A 16,942-nucleotide genomic window follows, 5' to 3' on the forward strand; every position below is an offset into this window, starting at 1 on the left:
CACCCCCGAGGTCGTCGCGGGGTAGGAGCGAACCCATGGCCAACAACAACACCTACAAGATGTCCAAGCTCGTCGGGGAGTCCCCCGACTCCATCGAGGAGGCCGTGCGCACGGCGCTCGCCACCTCGGGCGAGAAGGTCCACGGTCAGAGCTGGGCCCAGATCAGCGAGCTCCGGGCCTCCCTCGGCCCGGACTCGACGGTCGAGGCGTGGCAGGTCGTGGTCGAGGTCGCCTTCAAGGTCGACAGCTGACCCGACGCCGCCGGTCGGCGGCCCGGAGCGACACGGTGGCCCGGCTCTCGGCCGGGTCACCGTCGCGTCCCGACGTCGAAGCCGCCGACCACCCGGTGGCGGTGGCCTCGCTCAGAACTGGAAGTAGATGAACGGGGCCACGCCCTCGGGGCCGAGGGCGTCGATGACCACCAGGCCCACGGCCAGGATGGCCGCCTGAGCCAGGGGCGCCAGCTTCGAGAAGACCTGCTCGCCCCGTTCGGCCACCCGGGGTGGCACGAACTGCGAGGCCAACGACAAGACCACGGTCACCAGCACGAGGGTGGACACGACCGACGGCGCCCCGCCCCCGGCGAAGAGCCGGCCGAGCATGGTCCAGGCGTCACCCACCGACGGGGCCCGGAAGAAGACCCAGGCCAGGCACACCACGTTGAAGGTCAGGAACCACTGCAGGCCCTTCACCAGCGGCGCCGGCAGACCCAGCGACCCTCGGGCCGCCCAGCGCGTCTTCACGACCCGCTCGGCCACCAGGTAGCCACCGTGGATGGCGCCCCACACGACGAAGGTCCAGTTGGCCCCGTGCCACAGGCCACCGATGAGCATGACCAGGAACAGGTTTCGATACGTGAAGAGCGTGGTGCCCCGGTTCCCACCGAGGGGGATGTAGAGGTAGTCGCGCAACCAGCGCGACAGCGTCATGTGCCAGCGACGCCAGAAGTCCTGCAGCGACGTGGCGATGTACGGGGCGTTGAAGTTCTGGGGGAACCGGAAGCCCAGCAGCAGGGCCACGCCGATGGCGATGTCGGTGTAGCCGGAGAAGTCGGCGTAGATCTGGATGGCGTAGGCGTAGATCGCCCACAGCACCTCCCACCGCCCGTAGGCCTCCGGCACGGCGAACACCGGATCCACGATCTGGGCGGCGAGGAAGCTCGAGATCACGACCTTCTTGAACAGGCCGCGGAAGATGAGCATGAACGCCTCGGAGTAGCGCACGAAGCGCGGGTCGGCGGGGCGTTCGAGCTGCGGTGCGAACTCGCTCGCCCGCACGATGGGGCCAGCGACCACCTGGGGGAAGAAGCTCAGGAAGACGGCGAAGTCGAGCAGCGTCATCGGTCGCCGCCACTCCCCCCGGCCGATGTCGAGCACGTAGCTCATGGCTTGGAAGGTGAAGAAGGAGATGCCGACCGGCAAGAGGATCTCGAGCACGGGCGGGTCAACATCGAGACCGAGCGACTCGAGGCGGTCCGACACCGAGGAGACGAAGAAGTCGAGGTACTTGTAGTAGCCGAGCGCCGCCAGGTTGACCACGACCGAGGCGCGCACCAGCCACTTGCTCGCCGTCGTGCGCTGCCCGTCCGGTCCGAGCGCTCGGTACACCGCCTCGCCGAACAGCCAGTTGACCCCGATGCTGCCGAGCAGCAAGAAGAGGTAGCCGAACTCCCAGTAGGCGTAGAAGTAGCAGCTGGCCGCCAACATGAACCAACGCCAGACCGTGTGCCGAGGCCGCAGCAGCCAGCTGGCCGTGAACACCACCACGAAGAACACGGCGAAGTCGATGGTGGGGAACAGCATGCGTGGCGGGCTCTCGCAGTGACGACTGGCCGTCCCACCTCGGGCCGGCGGCGGGGGCGACGCTACCGCAGCACTTTTCCTCCCCCGGGGACCCGGACGGGGCCGGCCGGTGATCGCCCGAAGAGCTCCCCGGCGGCTCGCTAGGGTCGCCGCCGTGACCCCCGACGCCGACGCCGACGACCGTGACGGCGGTCGCCGTGGCGACGTCCTCGACCGGGTCCGACTACGGGCCGAGCAGGTCGCCGCACGCGCCTCCCATGTCCGGCTGGCGCCTGAGCGCCTCGATGCGTACGCCACCGAGCTCGTCGCTTCGGGCGCGCTGCGCCCGGCCGACCCCGGCTCGGGCCCCTGGGCCGTGGAGCATCCGCAACCGGAGGCGGCGACCGCGATGGTGCTGGCGCTCGACACCATCAACTTCGGTTCGGGATGGCACCCGGTCGTCCGCAAGCGACCGGGATGCTCTGGTGCGGTCACCATGGCCACCAACCTGCGCGAGCACGTGGCCCGCCACGGCGACGTGACCGCGGCGTGGCTCGCCGCGCTCGAGCCGGCCGATGCCCACCGGATCTTCGATCAACCCCACGACGACGGCCCGGTCCACCAGCTGATGGTCCACTTCGCCACCGCCCTGGCCGAGCTGGGAGTGCTGGTCGAGACCGACTTCGACGGATCCTTCGTCGCCCTCGTCGAGTCCGCCGACGGTGCCGCCGCCGGGCTCGTGGATGTGCTGGCCTCGTTGCCCGGCTTCGCCGACGTGTGGACCCACGACGGACTCGAGGTGCCGATCCTCAAGCGGGCGCAGCTGGCCGTCGCCGACCTCCACCGCACCTTCGGCGGGGACGGGCCCGGCCGGTTCCACGACGTCGACCGCCTCACCGCCTTCGCCGACAACCTGGTGCCCCACGTCCTGCGCCTCGACGGGGTCCTGGAGCTCGACGGCGCCCTGGTGGCCCGCATCGAGGCCGAGGAGCTGCTGGAACCGGGGTCCCGTGAGGAGGTCGAGATCCGCGCCGTGGGCCTCCACGCGGTCGAGGAGCTGCGGCGGGCCCTCGCCGCCCAGGGCCACGACGTGGCCAGCTGGCACCTCGACCAGGTGCTGTGGTCACGCGGTGGGGCGCCCCGGTACAAGGCCCACCCGCGCCACCGAGCCCGGAGCACCGCGTACTGACCCCGGTCCGGCACCCCTCGGTGCCGGGCCGTCGGGACAGAGACCCGTCAGGGTGCGCGGCGCCAGGCCGGTAGGGTCCTGCGCCGATGCTCGATCATGTCTTCACCGATGCCATCGGCGCCCTGCGCGACGCTTTCGAGGGGGCACTGCTCGAGCGCCAGGCCTTCGAGGAGCGCTTCCACGTCGACGTGCTCCTCGGTGACATGACGTGGGAGACCTCGTACGGGCTGCCCGGCGAGGGGCTCCCCCCGCGTGTCCAGGCCGACATCACCCTCGACTGGCCGACGTGGGCCCAGACCGCGTACCGGTCGTGGTACATCGGCGAGCCCCTCGACGAGCCCCCGCGCATCGACATCGAGATCGTGCTGCGGGTGCAACGGCTGGCGTCGAGCCCCGACCCCAAGGCCCTGCTCGACGTCCTGCCCGAGATGAGCCCCGTCATCGGCCACGACCGCCTCGAGCGCAGCGGGCCCACCATCGAGACGGTGTACCCCGGCGACCTCGGCGACCCGGAGTTCGCCATCGAGGTGTCCTACGAGGGCACCTACGAGGTCGACGAGGACACCCTCGCCGACGGCGCCCAGCTCGACACCCACCTGTCCTCGATGGGCGGGTGGATCTCGTCGATCCTGGTCAAGGTGGGCGACATCAAGTGGGACCACCTCCCCCCGCTCGACGACCTCCACGACACCTGACCCGCCCGCGGACCTGTCGGGAAACGGCGCCACCCCCCAGCGCCCTTCACCGACAGCTACGCGACTGGGGGGTGATCAGAAGTCGTCGGGGCTCGGGAGCAGGTCCGGGAACTCGGGGTCGCGGCCCTCGGCCTTGGCGGCGAAGGCCTCCATCATGTCGCCCGGCTGGAACATGCCGGTCTGCCAGGTGGCGATGTACTCGAGCCCGTCGGCGATGGTGTGGTCCCGCGAGAAGTTCATCGTCTGCTTGGTGCCCCAGATCGCCAGCGGGCTCTTGGCCGCGATCTCCGCGGCGATGTCCAACACCCCTGCCACCAACGTCTCGTGGTCGGCGAAGACCTCGTTGACCAGACCGACCTCGGCCGCACGACGGGCCGGCATGCGCCGACCGGTGTAGGCCAGCTCCCGGGCGATGCCCTCGGGGACCAGCCGGGGCAGCCGCTGGAGGGTACCGACGTCAGCGGTCATCCCGATGTTGATCTCCTGCACGACGAAGAACGCGTCATCGGTGGCGTAGCGCATGTCGGCCGCGCAGACGAGATCGACACCTCCGCCGATGCACCCGCCCTGCACGGCCACCAGCACCGGGAAGCGGGCCTTCTCGAACGCCGTGAAGCTGTCCTGCAGCATCAGCGCCGTCTGACGGAGGCGGGCCCGCACCCGCCCGACCTCGCCGCCGTCACCTCCGAGCGCATCACCGGCGGTGAACACCGAGAGGTCCATGCCGGCGGTGAAGTGCCTCCCGGTGGAGGACAGCACCATGGCCCGCACGTCGCCTCGACCGTCGAGCTCGGCGACGACGGCCGGGAGCTCCACCCAGAAGGCCCGGTTCATGGTGTTCAGCTCATCCGGCCGGGACAGGCGGACGTGGGCCACCTTGTCAGCGACCTCGACCTCGAAGCAGGAGTACCCCATCGCCGAAGGCTACGCCCACGGTCCCCGCCCGGGTCGGCGCTCCGACGCGGCCGGCCGCCGTCGCGGCCGCCCCCACCGACCGCCCGACCTCGAGATGCGGCTACGGCCCCTCGACCCGAGGGACCGAGGCGACGAGGTTCAGCCCCAGCGCATCGGAGAGGTACTCGGTGAGCAGCTGCCCCCGGACGCTGTTGCCGGCTGCGTCCAGCGGCGGCGAGAAGGTGGCCAGACCCCCCCCCTTGCCCGGGGCGACGGTCACGATGCCGCCGCTGACCCCGCTCTTGCCGGGCAGACCCACGTCGGAGAGCCACTCACCGGACTGCTCGTACAGGCCGGCAGTGGCGAGGACGGCGAGCACCCGCTTGCTGGTGCTCGCCTCGACGACCCGCTCACCCGACCGGGGGTTGACACCCCCGTTGGCCAACGTCGCCGCCATGGCGGCCAGGTCCTCGGTGGTCACCAGCACCGAGCACTGCCGGGTGTAGGTGTCCATCGCCTCGTCGGGGTCGGCGTAGAGCCGCCCGTAGCTGTCCATGAGGTGGGCGATGCCCTGGTTGCGCAGGTTGTGGCGGCTCTCGGACTCGTAGACCTCCTCGTCGAGGACCAGCGCCCGGCCGGCGAACCGGGACGACCCGTCGAGGACGAACCCCCAACGCTCCTCGGCCGTGGACCCGGGCCGGAGCCCATGGTGCTACTCGGAGCCGGCGCGGAGCGAGCGCAGGTCGGCCTCGGGCCGGGCGCCGAGGTGTGAGATGGCCTCGGCCGCGGCGAGAGAGGCCACCCGGCCGCACTCGGCGAGGTCGGCACCGGCGGCCCACCGAGCCAGGAACCCGGCGGCGTAGAGATCGCCGGCACCGGTGGTGTCGACCACCTCGGCCGGCGCCGCCGGGATCTCGACGCGGTCGCCGTCGGCGGTGAGGATCACCGAGCCCCGCTCGGAGCGGGTGACGCAGGCGATGGCCACGTGGCCCGCCACCATGGCGGCAGCCTGCTCGACGTCGTCGACCTCGTACAGCGAGCAGATCTCGGCCTCGTTGGCGAACACGATGTCGACCCGGCCGGCCAGCAGCTCGAGGAACTCGGTGCGGTGGCGATCGACGCAGAACGCGTCGGACAGGGTGAACGCCACCGGGGTGCCGGCGGCACGCGCCTCGTCCATGGCCAGCCGGATGGCTTCCTTGGCCGACGGCTCGTCCCACAGGTAGCCCTCGCAGTACAGGGCCCGGGCCGCATCGAGGCCGAGGCCGGCGACGTCGTGGGGGGTGAGCTGGGCCGACACGCCGAGGTAGGTGTTCAGCGTGCGCTGGGCATCGGGGGTCACCAGCACCAGGCAGCGGGCCGTGCCCGGCGCCGCCGCGGCACCGGTCACCGGCGCCACGTCGAACGCCACGCCGGCGGCGCGGATGTCGTGGGCGAAGACCTCGCCGAGCTGGTCGTCGGCGATGCGGCCGACGAAGCGGACCGACCCGCCCAGGGCGGCGATGCCGGCCGCGGTGTTGGCGGCCGAGCCGCCCGAGATCTCGATGCTCGGGGGCATGTCGGCGTACACGCGATGGGCGACCTCGGTGTCGATGAGCTGCATCGAGCCCTTGGCCATGGCATGGCGGTCCAGGAACGCATCGTCGGTGTGGGCGAGGACGTCCACGATGGCGTTGCCGATGCACACGACGTCGAGGGCACGGCCGGCGGGGGGCTGGAGCACGGTCACGGCGAGCGACCCTACGCTGACGGGGTGACCGAACGCGAACCCGTCGAGACCCCGTTCCCCGAGCCCGTCTTCGACGACCCGCCCGTCGTCGACCCCTACCGACTCCCCGAGGGCGTCCGGCCGGTGCGCTACGACCTGCACCTCGAGCCCGACCTGGCGGAGGCCACCTTCACCGGCTCGTGCGCCACCTCGCTGGTGCTCGACGACGACGCCGCCACCATCACCTGCAACGCGCTCGAGCTGGTGATCGACGAGGCCTGGGTGGAGACCTCCGACGGCACGCGGCTCGCGCCCACGGCCGTCACCATGGACGTCGACACCGAACGGGTGAGCTTCGGCTTCGACGAGCCCGTCCCCGCCGGCGACGTCACGTTCCACACCCGCTTCCGGGGTCAGCTCAACGACAAGCTCCGTGGCTTCTACCGCTCCACCTTCACCGACGCCGACGGGGCGGAGCAGACGATCGCCACCACCCAGTTCGAGGCCACCGACGCCCGCCGGGCGTTCCCCTGCTGGGACGAGCCCGCCCACAAGGCCGTCTTCTCCATCACCCTGGTCGTCGACGCCGACCTCTTCGCCGTCTCGAACGCCGCCCAGGTGTCGCGCACGCCAGTCGAGGGCGACCAGGGCCGCCACGAGGTCCGCTTCGCCGACACGATGGTCATGTCCACCTACCTGGTGGCCTTCGTCGTGGGGCCCCTCGAGGCCACCGACCCCGTCGACGTCGACGGCACGCCCCTCCGGATCGTGTACCCGAGAGGCAAGGGCCACCTCACCTCCTACGCCCTGGAGGTGGGGGCGTTCTGCCTGCGCCACTTCACCGACTACTACGGCATCGCCTACCCGGGCGACAAGCTCGACCTCGTCGCCGTGCCCGACTTCGCGTTCGGGGCCATGGAGAACCTGGGGTGCGTGACCTTCCGTGAGGTGCTGTTGCTGGTCGATCCCGGCGAGGTGACGCAGGCCGAGCTGTTGAACGTCACCGACGTCATCAACCACGAGCTGGCCCACATGTGGTTCGGCGACCTCGTCACCATGAAGTGGTGGAACGGCATCTGGCTGAACGAAGCCTTCGCCACCTTCATGGAGATGCACGCCACCGACGCCTTCCGCCCCGAGTGGGAGCGCTGGGTGACGTTCGGTCTGGCCCGCTCGGCCGCGTTCGACACCGACTCGCTGTCGAGCACCCGCCCCATCGAGTATCCGGTGGTGTCACCGGCCGACGCCGAGGGCATGTTCGACATCTTGACCTACGAGAAGGGCGCCGCCGTGGTGCGGATGCTCGAGCAGTACCTGGGCGCCGACGCCTTCCGCTCGGGCATCCGCCTCTACCTCCAGCAGCACTCTTACGCCACCACCGAGACCACCGACCTCTGGGACGCGCTGGAGGAGGCCACCGGTGAGCCGGTGCGGCGCATCATGGACTCCTGGATCTTCCAGGGCGGCTACCCCCTCATCACCGTCGACCTCCTCGACGACGGCGGCACGCTGCGGTTGTCCCAGCACCGCTTCGGCTACGCCGGGGACCTCGGGGAGGGCGACCCCCAGCCCCTGCCCGCCGACGACGACGCCACCCGCTGGTCGGTGCCGCTGATCTTCACCCAGAAGTCCACCCAGGACGGCGTGGTCACCTTCGAGAAGGTGCTGCTCGAGGGCGACAGCATCGACATCGAGCTGGTCGAGCCGGTCGAGTGGATCCTGGTCAACACCGAGGGCACCGGCTTCTACCGCGTGCGCTACGCCCCCGACCTGCTCGGCGCCCTCGTCGCCCACGCCCCCACCGACCTCTCCCCCATCGAGCGCTACGGCCTGGTCGACGACGCGTGGGCCAGCGTGCTGGCGGCGGAGACCACCGCGGCCGACTTCCTCCACCTCGCCGAGTCGTTCGCCACCGAGACCGACCTCTCCGTGTGGCAGCGCCTGGTGGGGTGCCTGCACGCCCTCGACCGGCTGGTCGACGAGCCCGAGGACCGCCTGGCCTTCCAGGAACGGGTCCGCGCCCTCGTCGGTCCCGCGCTCGAACGCCTCGGACCCGAGCCCGGCCAGGACGAACCCGACCGCACCCGTGCCCTGCGCGGCGTGCTGTTCGAGGCGATGGGCACCATCGGGGCCCACGACCAGACGGTGCTCGACGCGCGGGTCCTCGTCGCGCACCCCGACACCGCCGATCCGGCCATGGCCGCGGCCGCGGTCAACGTCGTGGCCGCCCACGGCGACGACGCCGACTTCGAGCTGTTCCTCGAGCGCTTCCGAGGCGCCTCCTCTCCCCAGGAGGAGTTGCGCTACCTCTACGCCCTGGCCGACTTCGACGACCCCGACGTCGTGCGCCGCCTGCTGGCCATGACCCTCGACGAGGTGCGCACCCAGAACGCGCCGCTGCTCCTGCGTCGGGCCCTCACCAACCGGCACCACGGAGCCCTCGCCTGGTTCTTCGTGGCCGAGGAGTGGACCACCATCAACGACCGCTTGCCGTCCAACTCGATCGCACGGATGCTCGAGGGCATCCGGTCGCTCTCCGGGCCCGAGATGGCCCCGGCGGTGTTCGCCTTCTTCGAGGACCACACCGTGCCCCAGGGCGACAAGATCCTCGCCCAGCACCTCGAGCGGCTCGAGGTCAACGTGGCCCTGCGCGACCGCGAGGCGGCCGCCTTCGCCGGCTCCCTCCGTTGAGCGGCCCGGAGATCTGGCCCGGGGAGGCCTTCCCGCTGGGCGCCACCTTCGACGGCGCCGGCGCCAACTTCTCGCTGTTCTCCGAGGTCGCCGAGCGGGTGTGGTTGTGCCTCTTCGACGACGACGGGGCCGAGACGTGCCTCGAGCTGCCGGAGATCACCGCGTTCGTGCACCACGGCTACGTGCCCGGCATCCAGCCCGGTCAGCGCTACGGGTTCCGAGTCGACGCACCGTGGGCGCCCGAGCAGGGCACCCGCGGCAACGTCGACAAGCTGCTCATCGATCCCTACGCCAAGGCCGTCGAGGGCGGGGTGCGCTGGGCCGAGGCGGTGTTCCCCTACGCCTTCGCCGACGGTCCGGACGGCCCGCCCACGACCTCGGACTCGGGACCGTTCGTGCCCAAGTCGATCGTGATCAGCCCCTACTTCGACTGGGCCGACGACCGCCACCCCCGCACGCCGTGGCACGAGACGGTCGTGTACGAGACCCACGTCAAGGGCCTCACCATGAACCACCCGGACGTGCCCGAGGACCAGCGGGGCACCTACCTCGGGCTGTGCAGCCAGCCCGTGATCGAGCACCTCCGCCACCTCGGGGTCACCGCCGTCGAGCTCCTGCCGGTCCACCAGTTCGTCCACGACTACCGCCTCGACCAGCTGGGCCTGCGCAACTACTGGGGCTACAACTCCATCGCCTTCCTGGCCCCCCACAACGAGTACGCGGTGTACGGCCAGCGGGGCCAACAGGTGCAGGAGTTCAAGCAGATGGTGAAGACCCTGCACCGCGCCGGCATCGAGGTCATCCTCGACGTCGTCTACAACCACACCGCCGAGGGCAACGACGGCGGGCCCATGCTGTCGCTGAAGGGCGCCGACAACGCCGCCTACTACCGGCTCGACCCCAACGACCAACGCCGCTACGTCGACTACACGGGCACCGGGAACAGCATGAACATGCGTCACCCGCACGTGCTGCAGCTCATCATGGACAGCCTGCGCTACTGGGTGACGGAGATGCGCGTCGACGGCTTCCGCTTCGACCTGGCCGCCACCCTCGCCCGTGAGCTGCACGACGTCGACAAGCTGTCGGCCTTCTTCGACCTCATCCAGCAGGATCCCGTCGTCAGCCAGGTGAAGCTGATCGCCGAACCGTGGGACGTCGGTGAGGGCGGCTACCAGGTGGGCAACTTCCCGCCCCTCTGGTCGGAGTGGAACGGCAAGTACCGCGACGAGATCCGCGACTTCTGGCGAGGGGCGGACCACACCGTCGCCGAGCTGGGCTACCGCCTGACCGGCTCGAGCGACCTCTACCAGGACAACGGCCGCACCCCGTCGGCGTCGATCAACTTCGTCACCGCCCACGACGGCTTCACCCTCACCGACCTGGTCTCCTACGAGTGCAAGCACAACGACGCCAACGGCGAGGCCAACCGCGACGGCACCGACGACAACCGGTCGTGGAACGGAGGCGTCGAGGGCCCCACCGACGACGAGGCCGTCAACGCCGTGCGTCGCCGCCAACGGCGCAACATGCTCACCACCCTCCTGCTCTCGCAGGGGGTGCCGATGCTCCTCGGCGGCGACGAGATCGGCCGCACCCAGCACGGCAACAACAACGCCTACTGCCAGGACGACGAGCTGTCCTGGTACGACTGGAGCGCCGTCGACGAGGACCTGCTCGAGTTCACCTCCCGACTGATCAACCTCCGCCACACCCACCGGGTCTTCCGGCGCCGCAAGTTCTTCCAGGGTCAACCGATCATGGACGAGCACATCGACGACATCGGATGGTTCACCCCGGCGGGCACGCCCATGAGCACGTCGGACTGGCAGACCGGGACCAACCTGTGCGTCGGCGTCTTCCTGAACGGCGAGGCCCTGCCCGGGCGCGGCCCCCGAGGCGAACGCCTCACCGACGCCAGCTTCTTCGCGGTGTTCAACGCCTGGGACGACACCGTCGAGTTCCGGTTGCCCGACGAGACCTACGGCCCGGTGTGGACGACGGTCCTCGACACCGCGCACGACGACCCCAACCTGGCGTTCCCGCGCAAAGGCGAGCACCGCTTCATCGCCAGAGCTCCCGTGTCGGTCATCGCCCGGTCGGTCGTGCTCCTGCGCCGCCTCTCCGACCGGCCGCGGGGGTAGGAGCGCCTCCATGGCTCCCCTCGTCCGCGCCACCTACCGGATCCAGCTCACCCCCAGCTTCGGCTTCGACGCCACCGCCGCGCTGGTGCCCTACCTTGCTCGCCTCGGGATCAGCCACCTCTACACCTCACCCCTCGCCGAGGCCACCCCGGGCAGCACTCACGGCTACGACGTCACCGACCACCAACTGGTGCGCGAGGAGCTCGGGGGATCCGACGGGCTGCGGCGCCTGTGGCAGACCCTGGCCGACCACGACATGGGCCAGGTGCTCGACCTGGTGCCCAACCACATGGGCATCCGCTCGCCCTCCAACCGGTGGTGGCAGTCGGTGCTGGCCCGAGGGCGGGACAGCGTCTACGCCCACCACTTCGACATCGACTGGCAGACGGGCGGCGAGCTGCACGGCAAGGTGGCGCTGCCCTTCCTCGATCGCCCGCTGGAGCGAGCCATCGCCGACGGAGCCATCACCGTCGAAGCCCGCCCGGGCACGGTGGAGCTCGAGGTCCGCCACCACGGCGATCGGTGGTCCGCCTCGGAGGCATCGCTCGAGGTCGTGGGGCTCGGGGCGGGCGACTGCACCGAGCGGATCCAGGAGGCGCTCGACGCCCTGCACCGAGACCCGTCCCTCCTGGCCGACTTCATCGACGCCCAGCACTGGCGTCCCGTGCACTGGACGCGCACGGCCGACACGCTCAACTGGCGGCGTTTCTTCGACGTCACCGACCTCGCCGGTGTGCGCATCGAACGGGCCGACGTGTTCGACGACGTCCACGACCTGCTCCGGCGGTGGTTGGCCGACGACGACCTGGGCGCCCAGGTGATCCAGGGGGTTCGCATCGATCACGTCGACGGCCTCGTCGATCCCGAGGGCTACCTCGAACGCCTCCGGGCGCTGGTGGGGCCGGATCGTCTCATCGTGGTCGAGAAGATCCTCGCCGCCGACGAGGTCCTTCCCCCGCACTGGCCGGTCGACGGCACCACCGGCTACGAGCTCACCGCCCGCATCAGCGAGGTCCTGACCCTCGGTCAGGGCGCCACCGCCCTCACCGAAGCATGGGGCGATCGCACGGGGACGACCACCTCCTGGCACGACGTCGAGACCGAGAGCCGCGTCGTCGTGCTCGACAACCTGCTCGTCCCCGAGACCCGACGCGCCGCCAAGGCGCTCGTCGACGCCGTCGATGCCGTCGATCCTCCCCACCACCTCGACCTCGACGAGGCCACCGCCCTGGTCCGCGAGCTGGCCATCGGCTTCGACGTCTACCGCACCTACCCCGTGCCCGGCACGGACGGGTTGGCCGACACCGACCGCGCCCGGGTCGATGCCGCCGCCGAGCGCCTCCGGCGCCGTCGTCCGGAGCTCGCCGGGGCGACCTGCGACCTGGTGGTCGACCTCCTGGCCCGGCGTGAGGGCACCGGGGCCGCCGTCGACCGCTTCGTCGTGCGGTTCAACCAGCTCACCGCTCCGCTCGCGGCCAAGGCGGTGGAGGACACCGGTTTCTACCGCTTCACCCCCCTGCTGTGGATGAACGAGGTCGGCGGCGACCCGACACGGAGCGGGCGTCACACCGACGAGCTGCACGCCGCGCTGGCCACGACCGTCGAACGGTGGCCCGGCACCTTCGTGCCCCTCACGACCCACGACACCAAGCGCGGCGCCGATGTCCGTGCCCGCCTCGGACGGCTGGCCGAGGACCCCGGAGCCTTCACCGAGGCCGTCGGGCGGGCCCGAGCCGGCGTGGCCGAGGCGGCTCCCGACCCGGCGTTCGAGTGGCTGCTCTGGCAGACGCTCATCGGGGCGTGGCCCATCGACCCCGACCGCAGCCACACCTTCGCCACCAAGGCGATGCGCGAGGCCAAGGCCCACACCTCGTGGGTGGCCAACGACGAGGCCTACGAGGAGAGGGTCCACGCCTTCCTCGACCAGGTCCACCGCGACCCCGCGGCCACCGGTGCCATCGGCGCGCTGGTCGGGCAGCTCCTGGCGGCCGGGCGGGCGGCCTCGCTCGCCCAGGTGGCGCTCGCCGCCACCGCCGCCGGCACCCCCGACATCTACCAGGGCGACGAGCTCTGGAACCTGGTGCTGGTGGACCCCGACAACCGGCGACCCGTCGACGCCGACCGCCGGCGCGCCGTGCTGGCCGAGGTCGAGGGCCTCGATGGCGCCACGCTGGTCGAACGGTGGCAGCGCACCGCCGGCGATCCCACCGACGACGGCGCCGTCAAGGCAGCCGTGCTGCACCGGCTCCTCGGCCTGCGCGCCGGGCCCTCCCCGATCCTCGACCCCACCAGCTCGTATCGCGCTCTGGCCACCTCGGGCCCCGAAGCCGACGCGGTGCTGGCCTACGGACGCGGCGAACGCCTCGTCGCCGTGGTGCCTCGACGCTTCGCCACGCCCGTCGATGCCGTGGTCGAAGTGCCGTCCGGCCGCTGGGTCGACCTGCTCACCGGTGACCCCGTCGCCGCCGGTCCCGTGCCGTGCGCCACCCTCACCGCCCACCTCCCTGTCGCGGTTCTCGTCGCCGCGGCCTGAACGGGCTCAGGTCGGCGTCGCGGTCCGCTCGGGATCGAGGACCTTGTCGAGCGCGAGCTCGACCGGGATGATGAGCAGCCAGGTCCACATGGCCAGGGTTCCGCTCACGAAGGCCACCGGTATCGACGCCAGGAACACCGCCGTCGGTACCAACCCGGCCACGACCAGCCGACGGCGCTGGGCCCGGTTCCGTTCGATCCGAAGGCAGTCGTTGGCGTCGGCGACCACGTCGACCACGACCTCCATCGTGCTCACCACCGCGAGCGCGACCGCCTGGAGGACCACAGCCGCTGTCTGGCCGTCGTAGCGACCCAGCACGGCCATGGGGAAGGGCAGGAAGGCCACCGAGCCGAGGTAGACCACGTTGGCGAACATCACCGGCGGCACGATCGAGCCGTAGGTCGACCACTGCGAATGGTGGGCCATCCAGAAGCGGCCGATCAGCACCACGGTGATGGTGAAGGCGATGATGGCCGGCACCTGGTCGCCCAGGCCGTCGCTGAGGCTCTGGCCGGAGGCCAGCGTCGGCACCGTGATGCCGGTGACGAGCAGCGTGAGGGCGAAGCCGAAGACGCCGTCGCTCAGGTTCAACAGGCGGGCGAACTCGAGCGAATCACGCGTCCAGCGGCCCTGGCGCAGGCCGGCCTGGAGCTCGGCCCCGGTCTCGCGCTCGTCCCCCATGAGGCGGACGCTAACGCCTCACACCCGTCCGATCGGCCACACCGACACGTGCGCTCCTCACCCCCGCACCGTGACGGGCGTCGACGAGGTCAGCTCCGCCGGCGGGAGCCCAGCTGGTCCGGGGTGGGCGGTGGCGCGTCGAGCACGGCCGCCCAGTCGACGGTCGCCTCCCCCGCCGATCGGCCCCCTCGGAGCCCGAAGAGCCGTTTCGCCCAGATGAGGTAGGCCAGCACCAGGAGGTTGACGGTCAGCGTGGCGACCTTGACCGCGCTCACGCCCTCCACCAGCTCTCGCACCTCGAGGGGCAGGAAGATCGCGGTGGCCACGACCGTGAGGTACTCGGCCCAGCGCTTCTCGAGCCAGAGGCCGATGGCCTCGGTGCCCTCCATCACGGCGAACAGCGCCGACGCCACGAGCAGCACCCGCACCGTGTCGCCCTGCAGGCTGGCCAGCTCCTCCAGGCGCTCGGCCGCCCAGGAGTGGGCGCCGCCCCGACTGGATCCCGCCACGGCGTCGGTGAGCCCGTCGGCCATGGAGCGGGCGTCGGCCCGCAGACCGCCGAGGTCGGTGTCGACCAGGGCGAGCGCGACGGCCAACAGGGTGAACACCACGAAGTGGCCGAAGCGCTCGATGGCGATGAAGCGGGTGATGATGGCGTCGTCGAGCGCCTTCCCGCGGCGGGGCCGGGGCAGGGCGTCGAGCGGGGGGAGCCGATCCCAGGTGGCGGAAGCCGACGTGGGGGGCTCGCTGCGCAACCAGTTGTCGCAGCGCAGGCAGCGGCTGAGCCGGGCGCCGTCCGGGGCGTCGACGGCGAGGTCGTGGTCGTCGTCGGTGACGATCCGCGCTCGGGCACCGGGGGCGACGTGGCCCCGTATCGCGCAGGTGAGCGCTTCGGCGTCCCAACGCCGAGGCAGGGGTCGCACGGTTCAGCCGCCCGCCGGGCCGGGCCGCTGGCTCAACCCACGGCGGCCGGTGAGGGAGCCTCGTCCTCGACCGGTTCGTCGATCCGTTCTCGACCCAGGCGCCGCTCGAAGCGGGACGCGAAGCGCTGGGCCCCGAAGGCCATGCCGGTCACGAGGACGACGACCCCGAGGCCGAGCAGGTGCTGGTACTCGGTGAGGTAGTCGACCGGGATGACCGAGGTCGGCCACACGAACCAGCTGATGGCGAGGCACACCATGAGGTACGAGGGGCGGTAGCGGCCCAGTCCGACCGCGGCGAGCAGGGCGAAGCCCGCCGGCAGGTACCACGGCCACAGCACGGGGCCGAGGAGCACGTAGGCGACCAGGATGACCCCGGTGGCCTTGACGATGCCGATGCGGGGGCTGCGCAGCATCATGACCAACCCGAGGGCCGCAGTGCCGAGGAGGCCCAGGATGCGCCACCCGGCGCCCACGGCGTCGGGGCTCACGGGGAGCCCGACCCAGGTCATGACCTCACCGAGGCTGAAGCCGATCTTGGTGGTGGGTGAGAAGGTGGTGGTGACCTTGCCGGTGGACTCGAGGGCGGTGATCCACCCGATGCCGACCCCGGTGGCCAGGCAGGCGACGGCGATGAGCCCGGCGGCGGCCGCCACGACGGTTGCGGTGGTGGCGATGCGCTGGCGGAACGTGGCCACCAGGCCGGGCCAGGTCCAACCGAGGTAGACGAGGCCCACCGCGGCGGGGAGCTTGATGGCGGTGGCCGCGGTCATCAGGACCAGGGCCAGCACCCGTTTGTCGCGTTGGGCGGCGGCCAGGCCGAGAGCCAGGAACCCGAACATGAGGGCGTCGTTGTGGATGCCGCCGATGAGGTAGAGCGTCACGAGCGGGTTGCCGATGCCGATGGCGACGGCCACAACCGGGTCGATCCCCGATCGGGCGGCGATGAGGGCCACACCGACGGCACCCATGATCACGCCGATGACCATGACCCCCCGGAACAGCCACACGGAACTGGCGGGGTCGTGACCGGAGGCCTCGACGACGGCCTCGCCCACGCCGATGGCCACCGGGCCGTAGGGGGCGGGGGCAGCCCGCCAGACCGGGTCGACCTGGCGCAGCCAGTCGCCGCGCCCGAGGGCGATGGGGCCGGTGGAGGTGGGGTCGATGCCCTGGCTGGCCATCTCGCCCTGGGCGGCGTAGCTGTAGACGTCGTTGGACAGCAGCGGCGGTCCCACGAGGAAGGGCAGGCACCACAGCGCCATGACGGCCGCGATCGTGGCCATGCGGCGACGACGATCGCCGGGTCGTCCGGCCCGGGCGATGAGGCCCAGCCATCCGAGGCCCAGCAGGACGAGACCACCGACGAAGAGGGCGGCGGACTGCATGGTGGTGCCGGGGTGGGGGATGAACGGGAGGGTGAAGCGCCAGGAGGGCACCGCCAGACGCCACACCGGGGCCGAGGTGGAGATGAGCACGGCGCCGAGGAAACCGGCCAGCGCCACCAGCACGGTGAGCCACGGGCGTCGGGCCTCGGTGCGAGCGGGCCGCCACGGCGAGATCTCCGAGTGGGCCAACGGCGCATCGGGGTGCCGTCCGTAGAGCAGGTCGCGACCCCGGTCGACGAGATGTCGGAGTTCTGCAGATCCGGCCACGGCGGCGCGGGCGCGTTCGATCGTCGTGGCCACGGATCGAGGGTAGCCCGG

Annotated in this window: 12 protein-coding genes and 1 pseudogene; 6 read left to right on the plus strand and 7 right to left on the minus strand. The window is 71.3% G+C overall.

Features of this window, described 5'->3' with window-relative positions:
- Positions 1 to 35 precede the first annotated feature (35 nt).
- On the plus strand, positions 36 to 251 hold the full coding sequence (locus tag LUW87_RS06565; RefSeq protein WP_232670308.1) for a dodecin family protein: 216 nt from the start codon (positions 36 to 38) through the stop codon (positions 249 to 251).
- A 111-nt stretch (positions 252 to 362) separates the two neighbouring features.
- Here the strand turns inward: LUW87_RS06565 and LUW87_RS06570 are convergent, their stop codons facing one another.
- Positions 363 to 1,802 (minus strand): MBOAT family O-acyltransferase, encoded by a 1,440-nt coding sequence (locus tag LUW87_RS06570; RefSeq protein WP_232670309.1) that lies wholly within the window; start codon positions 1,800 to 1,802, stop codon positions 363 to 365.
- Positions 1,803 to 1,956: 154 nt separating this feature from the next.
- Here LUW87_RS06570 and LUW87_RS06575 point away from each other — a divergent pair, with 154 nt between their 5' ends.
- Both LUW87_RS06575 and LUW87_RS06580 read left to right on the plus strand, forming a co-directional pair.
- Positions 1,957 to 2,970 carry a queuosine salvage family protein gene (locus LUW87_RS06575; RefSeq protein WP_232670310.1) on the plus strand — a complete coding sequence of 338 codons (1,014 nt, stop codon included), beginning with the start codon at positions 1,957 to 1,959 and terminating at the stop codon, positions 2,968 to 2,970.
- 86 nt (positions 2,971 to 3,056) lie between these two features.
- Positions 3,057 to 3,665: a hypothetical protein gene (locus tag LUW87_RS06580; protein WP_232670311.1), complete on the plus strand. Its 609-nt coding sequence runs from the start codon at positions 3,057 to 3,059 to the stop codon at positions 3,663 to 3,665.
- 75 nt (positions 3,666 to 3,740) lie between these two features.
- On the opposite strand, the gene LUW87_RS06585 is transcribed toward LUW87_RS06580, so the two are convergent.
- The 3 genes and pseudogenes from LUW87_RS06585 to LUW87_RS06595 all read right to left on the minus strand — a co-directional run bounded on the left by LUW87_RS06585 (position 3,741) and on the right by LUW87_RS06595 (position 6,288).
- Positions 3,741 to 4,580: a crotonase/enoyl-CoA hydratase family protein gene (locus tag LUW87_RS06585; protein ID WP_232670312.1), complete on the minus strand. Its 840-nt coding sequence runs from the start codon at positions 4,578 to 4,580 to the stop codon at positions 3,741 to 3,743.
- A gap of 100 nt (positions 4,581 to 4,680) precedes the next feature.
- Positions 4,681 to 5,262: pseudogene (locus LUW87_RS06590) on the minus strand (glutaminase); the annotation flags it as partial.
- Between the two features lie 9 nt (positions 5,263 to 5,271).
- Positions 5,272 to 6,288, minus strand: a complete 1,017-nt coding sequence (locus LUW87_RS06595) for an adenosine kinase (protein WP_232670313.1) — start codon at positions 6,286 to 6,288, stop codon at positions 5,272 to 5,274.
- 24 nt (positions 6,289 to 6,312) lie between these two features.
- Here LUW87_RS06595 and LUW87_RS06600 point away from each other — a divergent pair, with 24 nt between their 5' ends.
- Genes LUW87_RS06600 through treY form a run of 3 tightly spaced genes read left to right on the plus strand, consistent with a single transcriptional unit; the run spans position 6,313 to position 13,635 of the window.
- Positions 6,313 to 8,958 (plus strand): M1 family metallopeptidase, encoded by a 2,646-nt coding sequence (locus LUW87_RS06600; RefSeq protein WP_232670314.1) that lies wholly within the window; start codon positions 6,313 to 6,315, stop codon positions 8,956 to 8,958.
- Positions 8,955 to 11,102, plus strand: coding sequence for a glycogen debranching protein GlgX (gene glgX / locus LUW87_RS06605; protein WP_232670315.1), 2,148 nt, complete (start codon positions 8,955 to 8,957; stop codon positions 11,100 to 11,102). Before LUW87_RS06600 ends, glgX begins: the two co-directional genes overlap by 4 nt.
- A gap of 10 nt (positions 11,103 to 11,112) precedes the next feature.
- Positions 11,113 to 13,635 carry a malto-oligosyltrehalose synthase gene (gene treY / locus LUW87_RS06610; RefSeq protein WP_232670316.1) on the plus strand — a complete coding sequence of 841 codons (2,523 nt, stop codon included), beginning with the start codon at positions 11,113 to 11,115 and terminating at the stop codon, positions 13,633 to 13,635.
- A 6-nt stretch (positions 13,636 to 13,641) separates the two neighbouring features.
- On the opposite strand, the gene LUW87_RS06615 is transcribed toward treY, so the two are convergent.
- The 3 genes from LUW87_RS06615 to mptB all read right to left on the minus strand — a co-directional run bounded on the left by LUW87_RS06615 (position 13,642) and on the right by mptB (position 16,924).
- Positions 13,642 to 14,316, minus strand: coding sequence for a TMEM175 family protein (locus tag LUW87_RS06615; RefSeq protein ID WP_232670317.1), 675 nt, complete (start codon positions 14,314 to 14,316; stop codon positions 13,642 to 13,644).
- Between the two features lie 89 nt (positions 14,317 to 14,405).
- The gene (locus tag LUW87_RS06620; RefSeq protein WP_232670318.1) at positions 14,406 to 15,239 is read right to left on the minus strand and encodes a DUF2127 domain-containing protein; all 834 of its coding nucleotides are present in this window, start codon (positions 15,237 to 15,239) and stop codon (positions 14,406 to 14,408) included.
- Between the two features lie 32 nt (positions 15,240 to 15,271).
- Entirely contained in the window at positions 15,272 to 16,924 is a 1,653-nt protein-coding gene (gene mptB / locus LUW87_RS06625; RefSeq protein ID WP_232670319.1) for a polyprenol phosphomannose-dependent alpha 1,6 mannosyltransferase MptB, read from the minus strand.
- Positions 16,925 to 16,942 lie beyond the last annotated feature (18 nt).

It is taken from the genome of Rhabdothermincola salaria (genome assembly GCF_021246445.1).
Classification (GTDB): Bacteria; Actinomycetota; Acidimicrobiia; order Acidimicrobiales; family Acidimicrobilacustridaceae; genus Rhabdothermincola_A; species Rhabdothermincola_A salaria.